Source organism: Coleofasciculus chthonoplastes PCC 7420, assembly GCF_000155555.1.
Taxonomy (GTDB): Bacteria; Cyanobacteriota; Cyanobacteriia; order Cyanobacteriales; family Coleofasciculaceae; genus Coleofasciculus; species Coleofasciculus chthonoplastes_A.
Map to the genome: position 1 here is coordinate 156,273 of NZ_DS989859.1, position 22,014 is coordinate 178,286.

The 22,014-nt window shown below is 46.4% G+C and carries 18 protein-coding genes, 1 pseudogene and 1 CRISPR repeat array; of the genes and pseudogenes, 14 read left to right on the top strand and 5 right to left on the bottom strand.

Annotated elements, in window-relative coordinates:
- Positions 1-86 precede the first annotated feature (86 nt).
- From MC7420_RS24125 to MC7420_RS24150, 6 genes and pseudogenes are all read left to right on the top strand, one after another.
- On the top strand, positions 87-263 hold the full coding sequence (locus MC7420_RS24125) for a hypothetical protein (protein WP_157453302.1): 177 nt from the start codon (positions 87-89) through the stop codon (positions 261-263).
- A 505-nt stretch (positions 264-768) separates the two neighbouring features.
- Positions 769-2,484: a Cas10/Cmr2 second palm domain-containing protein gene (locus tag MC7420_RS24130; RefSeq protein WP_044209390.1), complete on the top strand. Its 1,716-nt coding sequence runs from the start codon at positions 769-771 to the stop codon at positions 2,482-2,484.
- Between the two features lie 135 nt (positions 2,485-2,619).
- Entirely contained in the window at positions 2,620-3,669 is a 1,050-nt protein-coding gene (locus tag MC7420_RS24135; protein ID WP_006103693.1) for a type III-B CRISPR module-associated Cmr3 family protein, read from the top strand.
- Positions 3,670-3,700: 31 nt separating this feature from the next.
- On the top strand, positions 3,701-4,615 hold the full coding sequence (locus MC7420_RS24140) for an RAMP superfamily CRISPR-associated protein (protein WP_006103654.1): 915 nt from the start codon (positions 3,701-3,703) through the stop codon (positions 4,613-4,615).
- A gap of 4 nt (positions 4,616-4,619) precedes the next feature.
- Positions 4,620-5,096 carry a hypothetical protein gene (locus MC7420_RS24145; protein WP_006103718.1) on the top strand — a complete coding sequence of 159 codons (477 nt, stop codon included), beginning with the start codon at positions 4,620-4,622 and terminating at the stop codon, positions 5,094-5,096.
- A 160-nt stretch (positions 5,097-5,256) separates the two neighbouring features.
- Positions 5,257-6,961: pseudogene (locus MC7420_RS24150) on the top strand (hypothetical protein).
- A 251-nt stretch (positions 6,962-7,212) separates the two neighbouring features.
- Positions 7,213-7,668: direct repeats of the CRISPR family, unit length 37 nt; unit sequence TCCCTACCGATTGGGTCAAATCGGATTAGTTGGAAAC.
- A 326-nt stretch (positions 7,669-7,994) separates the two neighbouring features.
- On the opposite strand, the gene MC7420_RS24155 reads toward MC7420_RS24150, so the two are convergent.
- A complete protein-coding gene (locus MC7420_RS24155; RefSeq protein WP_006103681.1) occupies positions 7,995-8,615 on the bottom strand; it encodes a hypothetical protein in 621 nt (206 codons plus the stop codon).
- A gap of 542 nt (positions 8,616-9,157) precedes the next feature.
- On the opposite strand from MC7420_RS24155, the gene MC7420_RS40320 reads away from it, so the two are divergent.
- Together MC7420_RS40320 and MC7420_RS24160 are read left to right on the top strand one after the other, a co-directional pair.
- Positions 9,158-9,379, top strand: coding sequence for a hypothetical protein (locus MC7420_RS40320; protein ID WP_157453303.1), 222 nt, complete (start codon positions 9,158-9,160; stop codon positions 9,377-9,379).
- Between the two features lie 137 nt (positions 9,380-9,516).
- Positions 9,517-10,080 carry an NUDIX domain-containing protein gene (locus MC7420_RS24160; RefSeq protein WP_006103592.1) on the top strand — a complete coding sequence of 188 codons (564 nt, stop codon included), beginning with the start codon at positions 9,517-9,519 and terminating at the stop codon, positions 10,078-10,080.
- Between the two features lie 294 nt (positions 10,081-10,374).
- Here MC7420_RS24160 and MC7420_RS24165 read toward each other — a convergent pair whose 3' ends face one another.
- Positions 10,375-12,477 carry a DNA polymerase III subunit gamma/tau gene (locus tag MC7420_RS24165; RefSeq protein WP_006103570.1) on the bottom strand — a complete coding sequence of 701 codons (2,103 nt, stop codon included), beginning with the start codon at positions 12,475-12,477 and terminating at the stop codon, positions 10,375-10,377.
- A gap of 298 nt (positions 12,478-12,775) precedes the next feature.
- Here MC7420_RS24165 and rnhA point away from each other — a divergent pair, with 298 nt between their 5' ends.
- Complete coding sequence (gene rnhA / locus MC7420_RS24170) at positions 12,776-13,684, top strand: ribonuclease HI (protein WP_006103632.1); 909 nt, start codon at positions 12,776-12,778, stop codon at positions 13,682-13,684.
- A 205-nt stretch (positions 13,685-13,889) separates the two neighbouring features.
- Here the strand turns inward: rnhA and cruG are convergent, their stop codons facing one another.
- Positions 13,890-15,062 carry a 2'-O-glycosyltransferase CruG gene (gene cruG / locus MC7420_RS24175; RefSeq protein ID WP_006103639.1) on the bottom strand — a complete coding sequence of 391 codons (1,173 nt, stop codon included), beginning with the start codon at positions 15,060-15,062 and terminating at the stop codon, positions 13,890-13,892.
- A gap of 177 nt (positions 15,063-15,239) precedes the next feature.
- Positions 15,240-16,166: a gamma-carotene 1'-hydroxylase CruF gene (cruF, locus tag MC7420_RS24180; protein WP_006103577.1), complete on the bottom strand. Its 927-nt coding sequence runs from the start codon at positions 16,164-16,166 to the stop codon at positions 15,240-15,242.
- A gap of 454 nt (positions 16,167-16,620) precedes the next feature.
- Here cruF and MC7420_RS24185 point away from each other — a divergent pair, with 454 nt between their 5' ends.
- The 5 genes from MC7420_RS24185 (at position 16,621) to aroF (ending at position 20,497) form a co-directional block, all read left to right on the top strand.
- Positions 16,621-17,865, top strand: a complete 1,245-nt coding sequence (locus MC7420_RS24185; RefSeq protein ID WP_044209394.1) for a GNAT family N-acetyltransferase — start codon at positions 16,621-16,623, stop codon at positions 17,863-17,865.
- 103 nt (positions 17,866-17,968) lie between these two features.
- The gene (gene ruvX / locus MC7420_RS24190; RefSeq protein ID WP_044209398.1) at positions 17,969-18,397 is read left to right on the top strand and encodes a Holliday junction resolvase RuvX; all 429 of its coding nucleotides are present in this window, start codon (positions 17,969-17,971) and stop codon (positions 18,395-18,397) included.
- Between the two features lie 102 nt (positions 18,398-18,499).
- Positions 18,500-18,769: a 30S ribosomal protein S15 gene (gene rpsO / locus MC7420_RS24195; protein WP_006103631.1), complete on the top strand. Its 270-nt coding sequence runs from the start codon at positions 18,500-18,502 to the stop codon at positions 18,767-18,769.
- Positions 18,770-18,785: 16 nt separating this feature from the next.
- A complete protein-coding gene (locus MC7420_RS24200; protein ID WP_006103587.1) occupies positions 18,786-19,262 on the top strand; it encodes a PAM68 family protein in 477 nt (158 codons plus the stop codon).
- Between the two features lie 176 nt (positions 19,263-19,438).
- Positions 19,439-20,497, top strand: coding sequence for a 3-deoxy-7-phosphoheptulonate synthase (gene aroF / locus MC7420_RS24205; RefSeq protein WP_044209402.1), 1,059 nt, complete (start codon positions 19,439-19,441; stop codon positions 20,495-20,497).
- Between the two features lie 115 nt (positions 20,498-20,612).
- Here the strand turns inward: aroF and MC7420_RS24210 are convergent.
- Positions 20,613-22,014, bottom strand: a 1,402-nt coding sequence (locus tag MC7420_RS24210; protein ID WP_006103640.1) for an iron uptake porin, incomplete at its 5' end; no start/stop codon positions are given.

The window sequence follows — 22,014 nt, forward strand, 5'->3', positions numbered from 1 at the left end:
CATCCTTACGTTAAAAATAAGCCTAGGTAGCTGTTTAATGAGATGGCATAATGTACCACGAATTCTTTTTAATCCAACAATCAAACATGGAAAAAGTGATAGAAATTATTCCTCACTATTCGGGGACGTATTTAGGAAATAGCACTTGGATTCCTAGTGTCAGAATCCTAAAATTCCCCAGTAAAGAAGTCTCTGAACTCTTCGCCACAAAACTCCTTGAACTGGGAATCATTAGTATTGGGCAATACAATGGCAAAATGTAAGTCGTAGCATGGCACAGCTAAAATTGTGGAATAGATTTTACCATTGAATCGGGCGCACGCCATGCGCCCCTACGGTTTCCGGGCGTAATTCTAATTCATCAAATAAGGGATGCCACGCCACTACTAACTTCCCCGTTCCCTTGTGGTAAAAGAAAACCCCCCTTCCACACTTATGTTTTAATACAAGTAACAAACAAGCAAAGGATGCCAAACCTTTATGGGAACCAATCGTCGGGTACTCATTCTTGCCGATAGCGACAATACGTTCTTAGCCGCCCAAAGCTTTAACCGCAGGCTGGACAGACCCAGCTAAAATGGTGGGATAGATTTGCTTCGTAGTGAGGGCTTCAGCCCTCTCCAGCTAGGCGTTAGAGAACTAAAGTTCTCACTACAAACAAAATCCTATTTTAGTTGGGTCACACCACTACATCCTGTTCCCTATTCCCCGTTCCCCGTTCCCTAATCTCAATTGTTAACTTTAATTGTGTCCACCTACTTAATGAACATGGATAAAGACAATCAATGTTACACTGTGATTACCTTTGCTCCCGTACAGGGTTTCATTGAGAAATCACGCAAACTGCGGGACTTATACGGCAGTTCTTTTCTCCTTTCTTATTTAGCTTGTGCAATTTGCCATGCCGCTAAAAAACATGACTGTCGGGTTGTCTCTCCAGCTTTAATTAATGTGACCCAAGGTACACCCAACCAAATTATTATTGCTGGAAATTTCCCCGAAAACATAGCTGAAGCGGCTTTTAATCAGGCTTGGCAAACAGTTGTCGAAACCTGTCAGAAATATATCGAGCAAGCCTTAAACACCTTTACTTATACCTGGCAACGGGAATGGAATGCTTGGTCAAATCATGCCTGGGAGTTTTTTTGGACGCAAAGCACTGATGCAGAATTGAGTCAAGCCAAAGCAACTGACATTACGCCAGAAGATGTCACCCTAATGACTCACGCTCGCCGTAAACTGAATCAACTTAAAACCCAACGAAATTGGATAGCGATTAACTGGCAAGGAGAAAGTTCAACCTTATCGGGAACGGGAGCGATCGCCTACCCTCGGATGACCGATAAAACCCATCCCCTTAACTCTAGCATGGCTGAACAAACTCAGGACATTAATCAGTTTTACCACCAACTCAGCCAGCACTTAGGAGAATCCATTCTCGATCCGTCTGAACGCTTGAGTATTCCAGAACTGATTAAACGGTTAATCACGTTAGATGCTATTGCCAATCAATTTATTTCTGAAAAAGACCTGCCGAGTATTGAAATCCCCCAAAGCTTTGTTGACTTAAACCGATTTGACAATAAATTATGGGCAGGATACTTTCAGGGGGATGGGGATAAGATTGGCGACTATTTGCGCCATTTAAAAGAAAAAGGGGCAGATGAAGCCGACTCTCTCCACACCTTTAGCCAAGCCATGATGGAATGGGGCAGAAATCTCAAATATTATTTACCCCCGACTCAAGCAGAGCGAGTCAAACGGCGGAATTTAGATGCTGATGGACGGATTATCTATGCCGGAGGGGATGATTTCCTCGGTGTTCTCTACCGAATTCCTGAGCCAAATCAACCGAAATTAACCGCTCAAGATTGCCTGAATTGGTTCTATCAATTCCCCCAAATCTGGCAACAACATAAACACAAGATTACCGTAAGTGTCGGCTTAGTTTGGGCAGCCCCTAGCGTCCCCCAACGAGATGTGCTACAACACTGTCGAGAAGCAGAAAAATCAGCCAAAAACAAGGGACGCGATCGCCTCGCTATTCGGATTCTATTTAATAGTGGCAATTACCTAGAATGGGTTTGTCCTTGGTGGTGTTTGCAACAGTTCCTAGAAAGCTATCAAGACAGAGAGGGAGACACGTTAGCCGCGCTGCAAGAAAAGCCCAAAGGGAATAAAACAACCCCCAACTGGACACATTTTTATAATGATGTTACCACCTTAGAATCTCGCCATGCTTTTCAGGAGCAAACTCAAATTGCCCTGGGGTTGTTTGAACTTTACTTTACCCCCGAAAATCGCCAATGTTTAGAAACCCATCTGTGGGATACATCGGATGCTGATCATCAACAGAAAACAGGAATTTTAGGCAATCAACCCCATGTCCAAGAAAAGCAAAACATTAAGGCTTTAAACAACTGGGTGATTAACTTGGCTAAAGTGGGTTTTCATTTGTCCTCCTCAGTCACCGAGAATGCTTAACCCTAAGGAGTCGGACAAAAGAAAACGGCACGGTATTAAGTTTTGTAAATATCCCTCAGACCCTTACTGTTCCCTGTTCCCTAATCTCAACCGTTAACTTTAATTGTCTCCACCCACTTAGCCCCTTACAGTATTATGTTTAGTCACCTGATTATTATCCAACCCCTTGGTTTTCTCTATGGTAGTGCGGGTCCCTTCCTTTCACCCGATAACCTAGTTGGGCGATCTGGAAATAGCTTTCCGCCTAGTGCAGCAACAGTATCGGGATTATATGCAGCTAAATACAGTCAACCGGGAATCAACAAAAGAGGGGAAACCACCCAACAATTAAACTTACCCGATTTAACCCTAGCCGGACCCTTTTGGGCGTATACTAAGGATACTCAAAACTTTTATGTTCCGACTCCCTTTAACTATTTAGCCGAGATGAATCCCCCACAAGATGAGGAAAAAATTCGTCAAGGGAAAATCATTGAAAAATTAACCTGGAACAGCGAAACCCAACAATGGCAACCCCTCAAACCGGGTAAATTTGATACGGAAACTTGGCTACCAATTAACCAATGGGAGAAAGCGGAAACCGTTTCTAAAGCGCCTTGGCAATATTTACCTCATTTACATCCACGTTTAGAAACCGAACAACGTCGAGTTGATGCTAGTTCAGAACAGGGAAGTTTGTTTTTGGAAAATTCAATTCAAATGCATCCCGATACCTGTTTAGTGTATTTGACCAATACTCCCATTGATGACGGTTGGTATCGGTTTGGCGGTGAAGGACATTTAGTTGAGGTACAGTGTCAACCGATTACCAATGAAACGCTTTTAGGACGATTAAATCAACCTGTGGGAAATAATTTTGCCCTAATCACGCCTGCGGTGTGGGGTTCTAATCGCTTGTCTTACCGATTTCCTACTATTAGGCAAGAACAGGACTGGATAACAGCACCAGAATGGGAAAATGCCCAAGTTTTCACCGAACGTCCTCGTCCTTTTCGCTATCGGTTAGGGGGAACAGGAGATACCAAACGCCTAGCTAGGGGACGTTATGCCGTTCCCCCTGGAACCGTTTATGTATTGGAAAAAGGTATTCCTAAACCTTGGTTTGACTGGGATAAATGCTGGTTTCCGGATGAAGGGTATTCCTATAAACGTTGGGGATGTGGATTAGCGTTACCCCTGTCATAGTTTTGGATTTAAATAGTTTAGAGAGTTAACCATGTATCACAAAGCCTACGGCATTATTGAAACCCAAGCCCCCCTTCATGTGGGTGCTAGTGCGGGAGAAGAAACGGGAAATCTGAACCTAATTTTTCGCGACCAATTTACCCAAACGGGGATGATTCCAGGGAGTTCAATTCGGGGACGATTTCGGGCAGATATGCGGAATCATGCGACGAATAATGGCACGCGATCGCAAACCGAATCTCGCTATAATGATGTGGCGCTTTGGTATGGTCATGAAGCTGTTACTAACCCGAACCAAAAAGATGGCGGGACAACTGAAGCTTTAGTTAAGTTTGAATATGCCTCTTTAGTTTGGTTCCCTGTATTTTCTCCAGGACAACCGATTGTTTGGGTTAGCTGTCCATCCCTGCTCAAACGCTATCAGAAAATTGCTGAAATTAACGCTAAAGTTCCTGATCCGTACACGGCTGATCCGGAGTTAAAAGCCCGTGTTGTCCCCGGAACGACTGAAAAAGTTTTATTCTTTAATCTGGGGTTTTTAGGCATTGAACACCATGAAAGTTTAGCCGATTGGATACCTGTTGGCGTAGATGTGCAGGTCAAGCAATTAGTCGTGGTTGATGACAATGATATCGCCAGGTTGCATGATATGGGATTGTATCGACAAAGCCGGATTAAGATGCTGGAGGATATGAAGAAAGTCGATACGAAAACCGGGGCATTTTTTAATGTGGAGGCGTTACCCGTGGGGAGTATTTTAGCGTTTCCTGTGGCATTAAAACAACTCGGCTGGAAACCCTTTGGAGAACCCAAACCGAATCAGCCTTATTCCCAAGAACTTTATTTTGGTGGGTTGGAATCAATTGGATTTGGTCGCTGCAATGTGACTTTAGCTGGGGAAGCGTTTTCCCCGCAGCAAACTGAGACTGAAAAACAGGAGGTTTAAGTTAATGGCTTGGAAATACTATAGTTTAGTAGAAGATGGGCGAAAGTTTCACAGTTTAGACCAAATTGCCCAAACCTTAGTTCTAGACGCCAGACAACGCGATCGCCAATCCTTAAATCAATCTTTTAAAATGCGGGAAGCGGTAGCTTATGGGTTAGAGCGATTTTGGGGCGAACATCTGCGGCTAAAGGGAAAGTCGAAGAAAAACGGGGATGAATTTGACTGTAAAGGTGAATATTGGAAAGCCACCTGGGATGCTTTAGTCAGCATTATGCAACCCGCAGGGGTGACAATTCCCAATGATCCGGTTGATGTGAGAAATCCTAACACGGTGCAAGCCATGGCTGGAAAATTGTGGTCAATTACGGTAGAAGATCAGCGAATTATCTTAGCTGTACTGACTCAATTATGCGATGCGATCGTATGGTGGACACAGCGCTATAAGGGTCCCGGTAATTTGTCGAGTGATGAGGAGAATTAAGTCATTTGTCATTTGTTATTTAGTCGGGGCGGGTTTAGTCATATCCAGGTGAAAACGAAACGTTAAAAGTAAAACCCGCCCCTACCAAAGATGTTCCATCTCCCCCATTCCCCGTTCCCAGTTCCCCGTTCCCCGTTCCCTAATCTCAGGAGAATTCAACATGGTTAATATAGCCAATGCCGCTCAATTAGTGCCGTTGATGTTTCAGGCGCAAATAAAAGGGCGATCGCAACTTCAATACATCAATCAAGAGGCTGAGGTACAAGACTCCCAACGATGGGCGTCTGAGTGGACGCAAGAAGCCTATCCCCAACCACCTGATCCGGGTAAAACTGTTACGACGAGAACCTATAAAATGCAGTGGCGGTTTGTCACCAATGGCGGACAATTTGAGGGAATTATTTTCCCGGCGCTGGGTGCCTTTGGCTTGCCCTTTTATCCCGGTAGCAGCATGAAAGGATTGTTTTGTCAAGCTTGTACTTCAGAACAAAAGCAACGCTACCGCTTGACTAAAAATAGTGATGAACCGAGTTTATTACGGTTTCATGGCGGCTATCCGGTGAATGATTGGAAACAAAATTTAGTCGATATTGTTCACCCGCAGCAGAAATGGCAGGTACAGACTCATCACACTCATGAAAAACCGCGTAATGAGACAGGATTTGCTTTAATTTCCCTATCGGAACCTGCGATTCAGTTTGGCATTTCTAGCCCGTTACCGGATACGGATTGGCAGGAAGTTTGGGCAATTTGGGAACGGGCGTTAGGGTATGGAATGGGTTGTCGCACCAGCAGTGGCTATGGATTACCCAAAGCGCGGTTAACGGAGTTGGCAGAGGAGGAGTATCCGATTCCGATTCAAGGGCAACAACTGTACAAGACATTTTTGAAAGGAGAAGGGCAGGCACCTCAATTAATTGGTGGCGAAACGGAATTTCGTCCTAATATTTTTCGCGGGAGTTTGCGGGGACACGCTTTGCGAATTTTCGGCGGGTTAACGAATCAGCAAACAGCCGAGGCGTTAGTCGAAAATTTGTTTGGCGGAGTGAATGATGGCGGAACCCAGGGGTTATTAACCTGTGCGTTTAAAACATCGGATTTACAACTGGGTACGTTTACAGAGGGGTATGGTGAACCCACGTATAAAGTGGCTGGCGAGTTACGTTGGCTGTTGATGTCGCCTCGCCAATTGGATGAAAGCAAGCAGCAAACCTTAAAAAAACTGTTGCCAGCTTTAATGCGGTTTGCTTTGCTATTTGGCGGGTTTGGGAAGTCGTGGCGACGGGCAGATCATCGGCAATTTTATCAGGAGTATTATAAACGTAGGAAACCTCTGATCGGGTGTCATTGGCAATGGGACAAAACGTCATTAACTTATGGGGCTAAGGTTTCTAGTTTAAATCGGGTTGGGCGATTTATTGATCAGGTAAGGCAAATTGCTTCAGAATGGATGCAGTTGCAGGGGGTAAAACCCGGATGAAAGGAATCACGCCAACTGGCGAGAAGCATGGTATCCGGATGGTGTGGAAGTATGGGGGCGTTTGGCGGAGGGTGATGAAGATTGTGTGGCTATCAAGTGGTTGCACGAAGCTTATCAAAGAGCAAATCGCCGATTCAGGGAAGCTGAACAGAGTATTAAGCAAAGTTCGGTGACGGGGCAAATTAGTCAAGTGGGAAGACTCTGGCATCGGATGTATCCGGTGGTGAAGTTGGTGGATAATCCAAAGAATCCAGGGAAGAAGACACCAAGAAGTACGCCTAATTATTTGGAACTGTTGACGATTTTTCCGGATGATTCGCGTAAGTGTGATGATTTTCTGGATTTCCTGGATACTGAACCTGAAGGGTTTCAACGGCTTTGGTGAAGTTAAAACAGCACTCGAATCCCGTCAAGGTATTGTGGGTTCTAGGTTTGAGGGCAATTTTCAGATGTTCATCGACGCATCTCGGCAAATCGCTGAAACCCTATATTTTTCGTTGAGATGCGTCGATGCCCGACAGGGAGAGGGTTTGAAGTATGTGGTTTGTTCAATTTTTGGCAGGATGCATTATAATTTCAGCAGTGGTGTCGATTCGGTCGCTGAAACCCTTACTGGGTAAGGGCTGCCAGACGAACTCCCTACCGATTGGGTCAAATCGGATTAGTTGGAAACCTGAGTGGTAGACATCTCTCGCGGTTTTTCCCTACCGATTGGGTCAAATCGGATTAGTTGGAAACTTCGTATGCAGGATTTCTAGTTTTTCCTTGCATCCCTACCGATTGGGTCAAATCGGATTAGTTGGAAACAAGTGCCGTTCCCAATTTAAGGTAACGCTAGCACCCGCCCTACCGATTGGGTCAAATCGGATTAGTTGGAAACAAGATGCCGCCCCAGACTATCAGTCGTTTTAGCTTCCCTACCGATTGGGTCAAATCGGATTAGTTGGAAACAGCATCCGCTGGGACTAAGTGAGACCAGTGATCATCCCTACCGATTGGGTCAAATCGGATTAGTTGGAAACTTTACTGTCCCGTTTATTACTTTGAGTGTCCTAACCCTACCGATTGGGTCAAATCGGATTAGTTGGAAACACCAGGATATCAAGCTCCTGTTGCGCGTGGTCTAGACCCTACCGACCATCAGCAATCTAGAGCGCCAGTCCAGAAATCAAAATCGATACTACAATCTCCCAAAAACCGTAACAAAAACTACGCAATTTCCCATTTTGTAGAGACGTTCCGCCGGAACGTCTTTACTAAATGATGTGTCCTAACCGTTATGGCGGTTGCTATAGCGTTTTCATTTGAGTTGTGAACCCCACCCTGCCCTCCCCTTGCTAAGGGGAGGGTTTGGGAGGGGTAATATTTTCACGTTTCATTTGGAACTGCTATATAACTGTTGAAAGAGGGATATCTGGTTAAGCAGCAACTAGCTCATTGAGTTGCAATTCACATTTTTGGAAAACATAGTTTACAGCAGCAAATAGCTGATCCAAATCCTGAATCAGGTAGCGATTTTTATTTTGAGTAAATGAATCTTTTTCTAGCTTGCCAAATTCCCAGTCTTTCCCATTCGAGACAATACCGAAAATAATGACAGGCAGTTCATCATTCAACTTTTGCGCCGCCACCATTTCAGCAAGGCACTGCGCCCAACCTTCAGCAAATTTATCTTGTTTTGCTTCAACTAATAGAAAATAAGGCTTGTCAAATACGACTTTCCCTAATGGGGAGCGTTTCGCCAAAATATACTCAGGAAACCCGGAAAGATTCTCATCATAGATTAAGGATTTATGTCCCCACAAAACAAAGTTACTCCGATAGCATTTCCACACTTCCTTAAGAATTGGATAAATTAGATTCTCACAAATCGAAAATTCTGAAGCATTGGGGACTCCATCCTGCATAACAGTTTGCAAGTCTTCACGGAAGTAATCAGGGATACTAAATTCAATCTCTTCCATGAAATTAGCTTCAGTGTAGGTGATTTGAAATTCTTTGAGAACTGAACTGATATCTTTATAATTACTGAAAGCCATCTTGACCTCTTCAGATGATTTAGCGGTTAATTGTGTAAGCTGTTCGGCATTTAAACCTTAATATCAATAACGGCGAAAGGATGGTAGTGCGAGCATCTTGCTCGCTACTAATACCCAATTTAAATGCATGACAGCTTATTGCCTGGTGTTAGGTAGCTTGCTTTATCGGTTGTTCAGGTATTTTATCATTGAGATGTTCGATTAATTTTTGACCATTGAATCGGGCGCAAGTATGAGCGCTCCTACAGTTTCCGGGCGTAATTCTAATTCATCAAATAAGGTGTGCCACGCCACGACTGGACTGACCCAGCTAAAATAGGGTTTTGTTTGTAGTAAGCACTTTATACTAAGTTGCAGTCTAGGGTAGAATCTGTCATGCTGAGCAAAACGCAGTGAAACGGAGTGACGCGAAGCATCTGTCCAGATTCTTCGCTTCGCTCAGAATGACATGATAGAACGCAACTCGGTATTAGTGCTATAACGCTTAGCTGGAGAGGGCTGAAGCCCTCACTACGAACCAATTCTAATTCATCAAATAAGGTGTGCCACGCCACTACAAGCATTACTCAAATCCCGTTAAAGTATTATGGTATCTAGGTTTGAGGGCAATTTTCAGATGTTCATCGACGCATCTCGGCAAATCGCTGAAACCCTATATTTTTCGTTTGGATGCGTCGATTCGGCGGCTGAAACCCTTACTGGGTAAAGGCTGTCAGACGAACTCCCTACCGATTGGGTTAAATCGGATTAGTTGGAAACGGTAGGTGGGCATTGCCCACCCTACGTAGAGCAACCCCCTACCGATTGGGTTAAAATTCCCTATTCCCTATTTAATTTGGAAGCCCCCCTTTCTAATAAGCAGATAGCTTAGAAGAAATCCTGATTGTGGCGGGGATAGGCTATGAACTTAGAATTAGACTGGTTGCGGCTCGGATACAAATGGATTTTTAACCAGAAGTATCGCCTCCATTTAACCGGATTTCGTCCAGAGGTTATTTGTTTCATTCAATCGACTGATCCCGAAAAGAAATATCTGTTAGTGCAGCCCCTTCAGGATCAGTCTATATGGATGCCTCCCCAAGAAGGAATGCATCTAGAAGACAGTCCCAAAACCGCTTCAATGCGCTGCTTGAAGACAGAATTGGGACTAAGCGAATTGCAAATTCAATTTAGACGTAGTATTTGGGTAGGCAAGCGTTTATTCCCGGAATATCGCCGAGACGAACGTGACTTAATGTATTCTGTGCGCGGATGGGTAGACAAAAATAGAATGATAGGAAAAGCTTATTTTGCAGCACTCATCATTGCGGATAGCAAGGCGATAATTCAGCCAAACTCAGCAGAAATCCATCAGTATCAGTGGATGAATACCCGTGAATTGCTCCAGCAAATTAAGACAAATCCCCCAGACAAGCAGAAGATTCTGCGTCAAGCTTGGATCAAATTAGTCGTTAGAGGCTGCTAGTTTTGTGGTGATGGGGTGATGGGGTGATGGGGTGATGGGGTGATGGGGTGATGATGGCGAAATCCTTGCCGTAGTGCGAGCATCTTGCTCGCTACATTGAGCATCTTGCTCGCTACATTGAGCATCTTGCTCGCTACATTGAGCATCTTGCTCGCTACATAATTAGGGCTTGCTGAATAAGTGGTGAGGTGAGGGGGAGCAGGGGAAGCTGGGGAAGCTGAGGGAGCTGGGGGAGCAAGGGTACATTTTCCCTGAGCAAGGTGATGCCATACTTAGGGCTTGCTGAATAAGTAATTAAAACGCAATATCACCATTTTCATCGTATTCCAAGGTATCCGATCGCTGTAATGGTGGAACCGAATTATTGGTTGTTGTCTCTGGTGTTTGCTGATTTTGAATGGTGATTGAATCTGTCTCATTAAACGACTGAGATTGAAGCGAAGATATTGTTGGCTTGGTTTCCTCAGCGGATGAACTCGTCTCCAATGCAGGCAGATTCAATTCATCCTCTAGATTAATCACATTACCACCAAAAAATTTCTCTAGGGCAGTTACAGCATCTTTAATTTTCTCCTCATCCCAGTCTCCAGTATCTATAGGTTCTGATATCGAAGATTGAGGTAGAGAAACGGATCGAGTTTCCTGCGCCTGATTAGACAAAGTTTCAGTCGGTTGGACTATTTGACGTTCCGGTTGGGGAATAACAGTTCTTTGAGTTTTTCTATGATCCTGATCGTCTTCCTCTTCTACAGGTGACGGCGATTTAGACGGCGATGGTGTAACAGGTTCCCGATTTGTCGCTGCGGGTTTAGCCGATGTGGTTCCAAGAACTTTGAACATGACTTTGATGTCTTTCTGATAAACCCTTTGAAAGGCAGCTTGAATATTGGGCAGTTTATCTTGTGCTAGTTTCAACAATGGTTTAGATGTAATTCCGATCTGCGCTACGGTTCCATCAAAACTAAATAAATTACAATGCTGACCTAATAATGCTTTGACACTATTTTGTCCTAAATTGTCAAGAATATTTTGCCAAATTTGTTCGTGATCCGCCGATTGTTCTGCAACAGGAACGGCAGGTACGGTTTCCTGATGAGCAGGTGGCACAGAGGATGGCGAGGATGGGACTGGCGGGGGTGATTGAGTCTCAGGGGTTGAGGCAGTGGGTTGAGGGGTTGGCGCTTGAGGTGCAGCCGCAGGGGGTGGAGAGGGAGGTTGAGAACGGCGTTGAGGTTCTGGTGGCTGGGTTTTTCTAGGTTGACTAACCTGTTGCGATCGCGTCTGATTACTTGCCGATTCTACGCGCAATGCGTCGGGTAATAAACCTAACAAAGTCACTTCTAACCAGAGGCGCGGTTGGGTTGTGTTTTTTACCTGGACTTCACTGCTTTTTAAATGTTGTTGTCCCTGTAAAATATCCGTCGTATCCATCGATTGAGCTAACTCGCCTAACTGTTTCCAGGTTGGCGGTGTAACCGCGACTAAATCTTGACGACTGGGTGCGGTTTTCGCAATTAGTAAATCCCGATAAAATCCAGCTAAATTTTGCAGCACAACTAAGGGTTCTCGTCCCCGATCCATTAAATTGCGGCAACAGTCGAGAACGGCTTGAGCATGATTATCCGTGATTGCTTGGCTCAGTGCTAATAAGTCTCGTTCCGGTACTGCCCCGACTAAATCCCAAATACATTCAACCGTTATTTCTCCGGCTAACAAGCTGAGTTGATCCAGCAAACTTTCGGCATCTCGTAATCCCCCTTGCGCTACTTGTGCGACTAAGGTAATCGCTTCTGTTGTAATATTAATACTTTCTTTGGTGGCAATGTATTGAAGATGCTTGACCATTGCCGCCAAGGGAATGCGGCGAAAATCAAACCGTTGACAGCGAGAAATAATCGTGGGTAAAACTCGTTGGGGATCGGTGGTGGCTAAGACAAAAACAACATGTTTAGGGGGTTCTTCTAGGGTTTTGAGTAATGCATTGAACGCCGCACTACTGAGCATGTGACATTCATCCACCACATACACCTTGTAGCGACATTGAACGGGGGCAAACTGGGCGCGTTCGATGATTTCCCGAATATTATCAACACCTGTATTACTCGCCGCGTCAATTTCGGTGATATCCAGGGCGGTTCCTTGAGCGATCGTGCGACAAACGTCACAAGTACCGCAAGGCTGAGGCGTTGGCTTATCGGTAGTCAGACAGTTAAGGGATTTGGCTAAAATCCGCGCTGACGAGGTTTTTCCCGTACCTCTCGGACCACAGAACAAATAAGCCGGGGCAACTTTCTCTTGACGAATAGCATTCGTGAGCGTTTGCGCGATCGCTTCTTGACCAACCAAATCGGCAAACGTCTGAGGGCGATATTTGTGATGGAGGGGTTCGTAACTCACGAGGCTTCAGGATTTAAGGGAGACAAGGGGGAGATGAGGGAGATGAACAATTGTACTATTTATCATAGTCACTTGAGATCGTAACTCAAAACCATGTCCTTGGGTGAAGCGAAGGATCAGTCGGGGCGGGTTTAGTTCAGGTAGTGGTTTGATCCGGAACGTTATGGGTAAAACCCGCCCCTACACAGTCATACGGACTCGATCACTTTCTCTCCCTCTGCTCCCCTTGACCACCTGTTGTGCCGATGGGTAAAAACTCTGCTACAACCAGTTAGGAGTTTACTTATAATGCGAAACAATGCCTGTAACTCGTCAAATCAAAAGTGTTTATACCGATGGCGCATGTAGTGGCAATCCAGGACCCGGTGGCTGGGGTACGGTTGTGTATTTTACCGATGGTTCTGTGCATGAAATAGGGGGGGCTACGGCAAAAACCACCAATAACCGTATGGAACTCTTAGCCGCGATTGAAGCCCTGATCCTGGTTCAGGGATCTGGACAAACTCAGCCGATTACCCTCTATACCGATAGTGAATACGTCAAGAACGGCATTACCAAATGGATTAAGGGCTGGAAAAAGAAAGGCTGGAAAACCTCTCAAGGAAAAGCCGTTTTAAATCAAGATTTATGGGAAAAACTCGATGCGGTCAATTCTCCCCTAGTCACTTGGCAGTATGTACGGGGACACAGTGGCAACCAAGGCAACGAGCGTTGTGATCAAATTGCCAATGCCTTTGCCAACGGTAAATCCCCTAAGCTAACACAAGTCCTAGAAGAAGTGAATCATTCCACCTCTCCCACTTTACCCCAGAAGACACCCGTAACAGGGGTATCAGATGAAAAGACCACTTTTGATGTAGTTTACAAAGATGTACCATCGAGCCTTCCTACATCAGAAACACCCATGATAGAAATACCGGATTCACCAAACAATTCCAATGACGAGTTACCCCGCGAAATTAGAGTTGCCCAACTGGGAAACTTAATCGAGACCCTACGCATTGCTGATGAAATCGCCAGTGAGGGCTATCTGATTAGTAGTTCTGAACTAGCTGATTTAATGGATATCAATGCCAGTGCCGTTACCAGTCGGGGTGATCATTGGCCCTGGCGCAACTGGATTGTCTCGCGAGTGCGGCGTGAAGGCAACCAGATTCTCTGGCAATTAGAACGAGTAGACCAAGTTAAGTCGGGTGATGAAGAGTGATTAGGGATTGGGGAAATGTTGAGTGTGTAGGGGCGGGTTTGGGGACTTTCGTGTCAACTTAAGCTCAACCCCTCACCCCCAGCCCCTCTCCCACGCCGGGGAGAGGGGAGCAAGAGAATCCAGTTCCCCTTCTCCCATGAAACAAAAGCGAAGCATCCCCATCTGCCTTGTCTTCTCTGCCCTTCTGCACCTCCATTTCCCCTCTCTAACCGCTATAAATCCGCCCCCGCCACTGTTTTGGTCTTTGCCTAGCGGACAAGAAAATCCGCAGCACAGCTAAGGGATCAGCCAGAGGTGAAAGCCAAAATAACCAAGCGGCGGGGGATGAGGATGGAGTGAAATCATAAGAACGGGCGATCGCGCCCACTAATGCCCAGCGCATTACCAATAACCCTAGATTTAACCCTAGGATAGGAAGGTGGACGGGTGAAGATATGCCCAGGCTCAAACTCACCAAAACGGCGATAGACACGGGTAGAGGCAATGCCTGCGTACTCAGCAGTAGCCACACATCACTCCAGAGTTGACCTGGGCTAGAAGCATCTTTCAAATCTAGCGATCGCCCCCACTCCTGCCAAGTCGCCCAAGCGCCTTCATACATACGGACTTTCAGCACATTAGCACCATCCAAAAATCCCACCTTAAATCCCTGGCTAGCGGCATACCGGGCTAGAGTCACATCATCACAAAATGAACCCTTGGCACTGTTATACCCATCGAGTTGGCTTAAAACCTGTCGGCGACACAAAAAACACTGCCCATTTGCCATCACCCTTTCAGGGGGATTGCTGGTAATCCCAGTCGGACCAAATCGATAGACTAACGTCATCAGCAGCGCTGGTTGTAGCCACCATTCCCCCGGATACTTGAGAATAAATCGCGGTGACAGAGACACCAGGTCAAACCCTGAAGTTTCAGCAATATCAATTAACCCCGCCACCAATCCAGGTTGCGGTTGGGTATCCGCATCAACGCCCAAAATCCACTGACTATCGGGACAACTGTACAAATAGCCCTGATGCAACGCCCAAGGGCGTCCCACCCAATCCGGTGGCAATGGATCATCAGTCATCAGCCGGAATCGCGGATCTTTGATTTGGGCATCTTTGACTAACTCCCGTGTGCCATCGGTAGAGTGACTATCCACTACAATAATTTCGCGTACTTCGTAACTCTGCTGACTTAATCCCATCAGACAAGGATTGAGGCGTTCTCGTTCATTGAGAGTCGGAACCACAACACTAACTACCCCCACCTGATCGGGGGTAGGGGACTTGGCTTCTACGGGAGGACGACGTCCTGGACCTTTCAGCAGGCGCGAGAGCAGGATTAAAGTAGCAGGGATTTGGATCAGTAATAGGATTAGGGCAATTATCATTCTAAGCGGGCATGGGGAGTTATTAGTTATCAGTTATCGGGAGCAGGGGAAGATGGGGCAGCTGGGGGAAATTGTGTAGAGGCGGGTTTCACTACTATCTTTTCGGTTGCACCCAGATGTAACTAAACCCGCCCTGACTTTACGTAGCTTGCTTCTCGACGAATGACAAATGACAAATTACTTAATAGACGCTACAGGCACTTTCGCCTCTGGAGTGCGATCGCGTTGTCCTTGTTCGAGGGTGTTAGATGTGGGTGTCACTGTTGCCATCCGCCACAATACCACGGCGGGAATAACGCCTAACACGATCCCTAAGCCAATCGGAACCCATATTTGAGCACCGATACTCATCACAGCCGCAAAGACAAAGTTGCTCAGGTAAACGGCTAAGGGCAATCCCAATTGGCTTCTAGACAATGCCATTGGCGTTTTCTGCCAAAATAAAGCCGCGACAGCCATAAAGACAGCACCTGTTCCTAACCAACCCGCAAAATTTTGATACGGCATCCCAAAAAAGGCACCCGGTTGCTCCCATAACCAGAAAGGAACAGAGGCTTGGCTCATGGCGGGATCAAGTACAAAGTCCCAAGACGTGAGTAAAACAGCACCGATCGCGATCGCACCTAAGTGACGCCACCAACTAACTGATTGATTCGTCGCCACTCTTCTCTCTAACCCCACACGAGCCAATAGATAAGACACCAATCCTAAATAAAACCAGGATAAGGGAATCGTAAACGGCACAAGACCCGCGATTTTATAGCCTAAGCCACTTAAGTAACCATAATGTCCAAAGGGGAAACCTGTACTCGTTCCCAGGAGTTCACTGGTCAAGGAAATGACAATAGCAGGAACCATGAACGTCAACCATTGCCACAGTCCCAGAGTTCGGTAGGCATAAATTGCAACGGCTGCTGCTCCTAAAATAATGTAGACGACTCCACCCCCAGCCATAGACCATTGAAACAAGGTTTGTCCCTGTGGCGGTAAACTCATAATCCATTCGGGGTGAGGCAACACCAGCAGTAGCCCTGCCAGTCCAAATGCCATAGCCCCGATATGACCTATCAACAAAGAGCGCTCAATTTTGATCAGTTGGTTCATGAAAAACTCCTAAAATGGTGAAAACCCCAGACTTGTCTTAGTGGCAAGACGCAGCGTTCCGATTCAGATGCAGCAAGGCAATGGTTGTTTGCGAGTATACAAGCATCAATGATTTATAGTTTACAAATGTTTACGAAAAAAGTCCCTAGTGCCGCCATCTGAATGATGAAGGAGATAAGGAGATAGGGTAAGGGGGTGGAGCAATACGGCTCTGATCAGCTCTAATTTTAATTTTTGTCTTTACAGGCTTCCCCAGCTTCCCCAGCTTCCAGACGCGCCATGGCACGTCTCTACATCACTCCCCCAGCTCCCCTGTTCTCCCCAACTGGGGATGAACAGAGTGGGAAAATCGTTAATATATTGTCAGGACAGTAACTTGAATCTTGTCGCTGTATACTACAGTGCAAAAAACTTGGTCTTGTCTGCTGTTGGCTTCCTAGCATCTTTACTCAACATGACTTCACCTGTTCCGGAAAACGCGAAGACTGTGATTCGCCCCATTCAATACGGCGATTTGGAGAGAATTGAGCAGCTTACGACTCAAGCCACAGATACGGAGTGTAATAGCTGCTCGTTAACCTTCATCCGCCAACTACAGCAGGTTCGACGCTGGTATGGGCTGCTGATGGTTTTGAATTGGTTTCCAAATCCTTGCCAGTATGATTTTTGTTTCTATGTAGCTGAACAATTTCAGCGGCTGCGAGGATTAATCAAAGTGTCACCCTTTAATCGGACTCGCAGTACTTGGCGCGTGGAACAGGTGTTAGTTGCTCCCGATCCGTCTCCTGCATCCATTAATAAACCCGCCAAACTTGAAACCGGCTCGGCACTCTTGCGCCATTGCTTCGAGACTATCTGGGAAGCCCGCACCTGGTTACTAGAAGTCAATATCCACAATAAAGATACCCTGGCACTATATCGGCGGAATGGATTTCAACCTCTAGCCCAATTGACATATTGGTCAATTTCTGAGCAAACCTTAGCTAAACTAGGCGATCGCGAACCCGATTTACCCAACTTGCTCCCGGTGAGCAATGCTGATGCTCAACTATTGTATCAGCTAGATACGGCGTCCATGCCTCCTTTGGTGCGTCAAGTGTTTGACCGTCATATCGAGGATTTTAAAACAGGATTTATGCGATCGCTAGTCTCGACGCTACAGCAGTGGTTCAATCGCACTGAAGTTATCAATGCTTATGTGTTTGAATCCCAGCGCAAAGCAGCTATTGGTTATTTTCAACTCACCCTTTGCCGAGATGGGAGTCGAGCGCACGAAGCCCAGCTCACTGTTCACCCTGCCTACACTTGCCTGTATCCAGAGTTATTCTCACAAATGGCGCGGATTACCCAACAATATCCTGCCCAGTCTTTGCATCTGGCTTCAGCCGACTATCAACCGGAACGAGAAGACTACCTGGAACAGTTAGATGCTCAGAGAATCGAGCATACTCTGCTCATGTCTCGTTCAGTCTGGCATAAAATCCGGGAAGCCAAGAAATTAGAAGGGTTACAGTTATCAGAAGTGCTTCAGGGACTCCAGCCAGCCCGTACTCCCATCCCCAGCCGTATGTCCTGGTGGGAATCCCTCTCCCAACAACCTAACGCCGCTTCTAAAACAAATGGAGCCAATTCTTCGGCAAAACAAAAGCTGAAGGACAAAGATATTCCACCGCCAGCCAATTCGACAGATGTGGAGTAGGAGAGTAGTGAGTGTGTAGGGGCGGGTTTTACTACTATCGTTTCTGACCTTACCCAGATGCAACTAAACCCGCCCCGACCCCATGCAATAATTAACTGATGTAATGCAGAAAATCTCAGCCTTGGGCTTGGATGTTGGTAGTAAGCGAATTGGTGTCGCCGGATGCGATGGTACTGGCTTAATTGCTACAGGTTTAACCACAATCAAGCGGACATCTTTTGAGCAGGATGTATCCCAGTTCCGAGAACTCGTCGAACAACGCGACGTTCAAGTTCTGGTGGTTGGATTACCTTATTCGATGAACGGGACGCTGGGATTCCAGGCGCGACAGGTGCAAAAATATGCCCGTCGCTTGAGCGCTGCCCTACAATTACCCGTAGAATATGTGGATGAGCGGTTAACGTCCTTTGAAGCCGAACAGTTACTTCATGCTGAGAAGCTCTCGCCCTCTCGCCATAAAGCTCTGATCGACCGCAAAGCCGCAGCTATTATACTCCAGCAGTGGCTGGATACTCGTCGCTCAAACCGTTAAACTTATGAACCATCTAGCTGGCTTGCTCGTTGAGCGAATACCATGAATCATGAAAAATGATATGATCAAAAACTGCTGGATTATACCAATGAACATTTATCCATGGCTTTAACCCAAGAACGCAAACAAGAAATTATTGACAGCTATCAGATTCACGACACCGATACGGGTTCGGCAGATGTGCAAATCGCCATGCTCAGCGATCGCATTAGTCGCTTGAGTACACATCTGCAAGCCAATAAAAAGGATCATGCCTCCCGTCGGGGATTATTAAAGATGATTGGTCAGCGCAAACGCTTATTAAGTTATGTGCGTGAAGGCAATCCTGAACATTACCAAGCCTTGATTAAGCGCTTAGGTATTCGCGGATAAACACTGACTAAAGCTTATGTCTGATGAACCCTCCCGCAACCCTTTACCTTTTGAGCCGAGCCAAAAGCGAAAAAAAAAGTCGCAATCCCCAGCTAAACCTGTAGCGAATAAAGCTAAAGCGAAATCCCCAGCCAAACCGGATCAACCAAAGGCTTCTACTCCTGAGTCGATGACTATTCCTGATCAGGTGAGTAAGCGTATGGTGCGCCGTATGGCGTTACTCTGTGGTATTCCAACCGCGTTGGGAATGCTTTCATTTGTGGTTAGCTATCTTGCGGTGGTCAACCTGGAGATCGAGTTACCCAATGTAGCGGTGGTTCTGGTAAGTATGGGATTTTTTGGCTTAGGTGTGTTGGGATTAACCTATGGTGTTCTTTCAGCATCCTGGGAGGAAGACAGTCCAGGAACATTACTGGGTTGGCAGGAATTCACAACCAACCTAGGACGACTCACATCAGCATGGCGTGAGGCGAGAGAGGCTAAAAAAAGTTAGCTCTTTTTTCGGTTATTGCTAGGAACGCCGGGGGAGCAGAGGGAGCAATGTAGAGACGTAGCATGCTACGTCTGGGAGCAGGGGGAGTGAAATCACACACCATGCCCGATTAACAAGGCGAAGGGTCAAAACCTATCCCTTCCCCAATCACATTGAAAACTTAAACCTTAAAAGTTATGATTGTAGTCATGAAAGTCGGCTCTCCAGAAGCCGAAATCAATCGCATTAGTCAGGAACTCAGCGAACAGGGGCTAACACCAGAACCGATTGTGGGTAAACACAAGGTTGTTCTGGGTCTAGTCGGTGAAACAGCGGCTTTAGACCCCCGGCAAATTCAAGAAATTAGCCCCTGGATAGAAGAAGTGCTGCGGGTTGAGAAACCCTTTAAACGGGCAAGCCGTGAATATCGTCACGGGGAAGCTGGCGAAGTTGTAGTATCAACACCCGATGGAGCTGTTCACTTTGGAGAGCAGCATCCCGTGGTGCTGGTAGCTGGTCCCTGTTCGGTAGAAAACGAGGAGATGATTGTGGAAACGGCGCGTCGGGTAAAAGCGGCGGGTGCTAAGTTTTTGCGGGGAGGTGCTTATAAGCCTCGGACGTCGCCTTATTCCTTCCAAGGACATGGAGAAAGCGCTTTAGGCTTACTCGCCGCCGCACGGGAGGCTTCGGGTTTGGGGATCATTACCGAAGTCATGGATACAGCCGATGTGGATAAAATTTCTGAGGTAGCCGATGTGGTGCAAGTCGGTGCCCGCAATATGCAGAATTTCTCCCTGTTGAAGAAAGTTGGCGCACAGGATAAACCCGTATTATTAAAGCGGGGAATGTCGGCGACCATTGATGAATGGTTAATGGCGGCGGAGTATGTATTAGCTGGGGGAAATCCCAATGTGATTCTCTGTGAACGGGGTGTCCGGGGGTTTGACCGGAAGTATGCCCGGAATACACTGGATTTATCGGTGTTACCTGTATTGCGATCGCTCACCCATTTGCCGATCATGATTGATCCCAGTCACGGTACGGGTTGGTTTGAGTATGTACCCTCAATGGCAAAAGCCGCGATCGCAGCCGGGGCGGATTCGTTGATGATTGAAGTTCACCCTAATCCAGCTAAAGCCTTATCCGATGGACCCCAATCCCTGACACCGGATCGCTTTGATAGCTTAGTCCAAGAAATGGCAGTGATTGGTAAAGCCGTTGGGCGTTGGCACGAACCCGCTATGGCGATCGCGTAATTCTTCTAGAACATCAGTGATATCGTAGGGACACGGCATTGCCGTGTCCTTGTTCTTTTGGGGAGTTCGTAGTTGCATTGTAGCTATGGGTTGAAACCCACGGTTGGGTCAACTACTAGAAGGTAAATGTAGTTCGCAGTACACCGACTAAAGCGGTATCGTTATTCCCATCACTTTCTGGGTTAAACAGAACAAATGCTCCGGGTGTAATACTGACGTTATCACTAACCTTAAAGTTGTAAAACGCTTCTAAATGATAGGGCGTTTCTCGGTCAACACCAGGTTCTGTCAAATCGGCTGCGCCGTCTGCTTCTACCCGATGCAACGGTTGTCCAAAAATTAGACCCGCCGTATTCCCTTCTTTAAATAAGTCTTGAAAATGTAACCCCGCCATCCAAGTCGTGAAATCAGATGATGCATCTGCACCAGCGACAGCATCGACAAAGAAATAAGCACCGTAACCGGTTAGTGAAATTTTCGGAGAAATACGCCAGGTTGCGGTAGCACCCAAGGAATTAACGTGAACGGGTGTATCTAAGATCCCACCAACAATCGGATTACCATCTCCATCAACTGTGCGTCCAGGAATATTCAGCGGGTTGGAGGAAAATCGAGTTAATCCTAGACCCATAATATTCAGGTCGTGGTAACTATAAGCATAGTTCAGACCAATATCAAATTGAGAACTAGGTTTCAGCGTAAGCTGGGCTGAGGCGACGGTACTTCCACCAAAGAACCCTGACCCCAATATATTGTTGTCACCTTGTTCCGGAATCGCCGCATTGACGCTACCGTATAACGCCCGCAAGTCGATTGCATCAGAAATCCCCCAAATAAACCCGACAGCCGAGGCTAAGCCCGTTTGGGAGGTTCCCCCAGATACACGTAAAACGGGGTTCAATGTGGCAAATCGCGAAATCGCCCCCTGTCCTTCACTGGAAAAAGGAATAATGGCTGGAAATGCATCGGAGGCTTCTGCGGCTGTTCCAGCAAATAGGGTTAAATTGTTGACTCCGGATGGGAAAATGTACAAAAGTTTGTAGAGTTCAACATCATTAGACCCCGCACTCTCGCTCAAGTCTTGGGGGTTAAATTCCGGAAACTGGGGTTCAAAACTGAGTTTCGTAGACCCTTCACTTAAAAAAGCATCTCGTCCAGGAAATAATGCCCCTTGAACACTACCCGCCCCGGTGATATCACCACCAAAGTTATACGCTTGTAAACCTGTAATCAGTAAATCTTGACCCGTAAAACTGGTATTTAGGTTCAAGCGCACTCGGTCAGCCAGAATAATATTGGCATCTTCCTCATCACTGGTTGCACCAACGAGTGAGAAAATAACTTCACCATTTAATTTGGTGGTTGTGGAAAACTGGTGGTCTTCTAAAAAGGCTACTCGTCCTTCTAAATTATCAACTCTCGCGCCCAAGGTAGCGAGTTCGGCTTCAAATTCCTCAATCAATCGCCGTAATGTGACTAACTCGGTGTCATCTACCTCCGTCCCCACGATTAACCGT

What these genes read in the sequence shown, in the direction of transcription:
- MC7420_RS24125 (WP_157453302.1), top strand. Translation starts at nt 87, where the DNA reads ATGGAAAAAGTGATAGAAATTATTCCTCACTATTCGGGGACGTATTTA.
- MC7420_RS24130 (WP_044209390.1), top strand. Translation starts at nt 769, where the DNA reads ATGGATAAAGACAATCAATGTTACACTGTGATTACCTTTGCTCCCGTA.
- MC7420_RS24135 (WP_006103693.1), top strand. Translation starts at nt 2,620, where the DNA reads ATGTTTAGTCACCTGATTATTATCCAACCCCTTGGTTTTCTCTATGGT.
- MC7420_RS24140 (WP_006103654.1), top strand. Translation starts at nt 3,701, where the DNA reads ATGTATCACAAAGCCTACGGCATTATTGAAACCCAAGCCCCCCTTCAT.
- MC7420_RS24145 (WP_006103718.1), top strand. Translation starts at nt 4,620, where the DNA reads ATGGCTTGGAAATACTATAGTTTAGTAGAAGATGGGCGAAAGTTTCAC.
- MC7420_RS24155 (WP_006103681.1), bottom strand. Translation starts at nt 8,615, where the DNA reads ATGGCTTTCAGTAATTATAAAGATATCAGTTCAGTTCTCAAAGAATTT.
- MC7420_RS24160 (WP_006103592.1), top strand. Translation starts at nt 9,517, where the DNA reads ATGAACTTAGAATTAGACTGGTTGCGGCTCGGATACAAATGGATTTTT.
- rnhA (WP_006103632.1), top strand. Translation starts at nt 12,776, where the DNA reads ATGCCTGTAACTCGTCAAATCAAAAGTGTTTATACCGATGGCGCATGT.
- cruG (WP_006103639.1), bottom strand. Translation starts at nt 15,062, where the DNA reads ATGATAATTGCCCTAATCCTATTACTGATCCAAATCCCTGCTACTTTA.
- cruF (WP_006103577.1), bottom strand. Translation starts at nt 16,166, where the DNA reads ATGAACCAACTGATCAAAATTGAGCGCTCTTTGTTGATAGGTCATATC.
- MC7420_RS24185 (WP_044209394.1), top strand. Translation starts at nt 16,621, where the DNA reads ATGACTTCACCTGTTCCGGAAAACGCGAAGACTGTGATTCGCCCCATT.
- ruvX (WP_044209398.1), top strand. Translation starts at nt 17,969, where the DNA reads ATGCAGAAAATCTCAGCCTTGGGCTTGGATGTTGGTAGTAAGCGAATT.
- rpsO (WP_006103631.1), top strand. Translation starts at nt 18,500, where the DNA reads ATGGCTTTAACCCAAGAACGCAAACAAGAAATTATTGACAGCTATCAG.
- MC7420_RS24200 (WP_006103587.1), top strand. Translation starts at nt 18,786, where the DNA reads ATGTCTGATGAACCCTCCCGCAACCCTTTACCTTTTGAGCCGAGCCAA.
- aroF (WP_044209402.1), top strand. Translation starts at nt 19,439, where the DNA reads ATGATTGTAGTCATGAAAGTCGGCTCTCCAGAAGCCGAAATCAATCGC.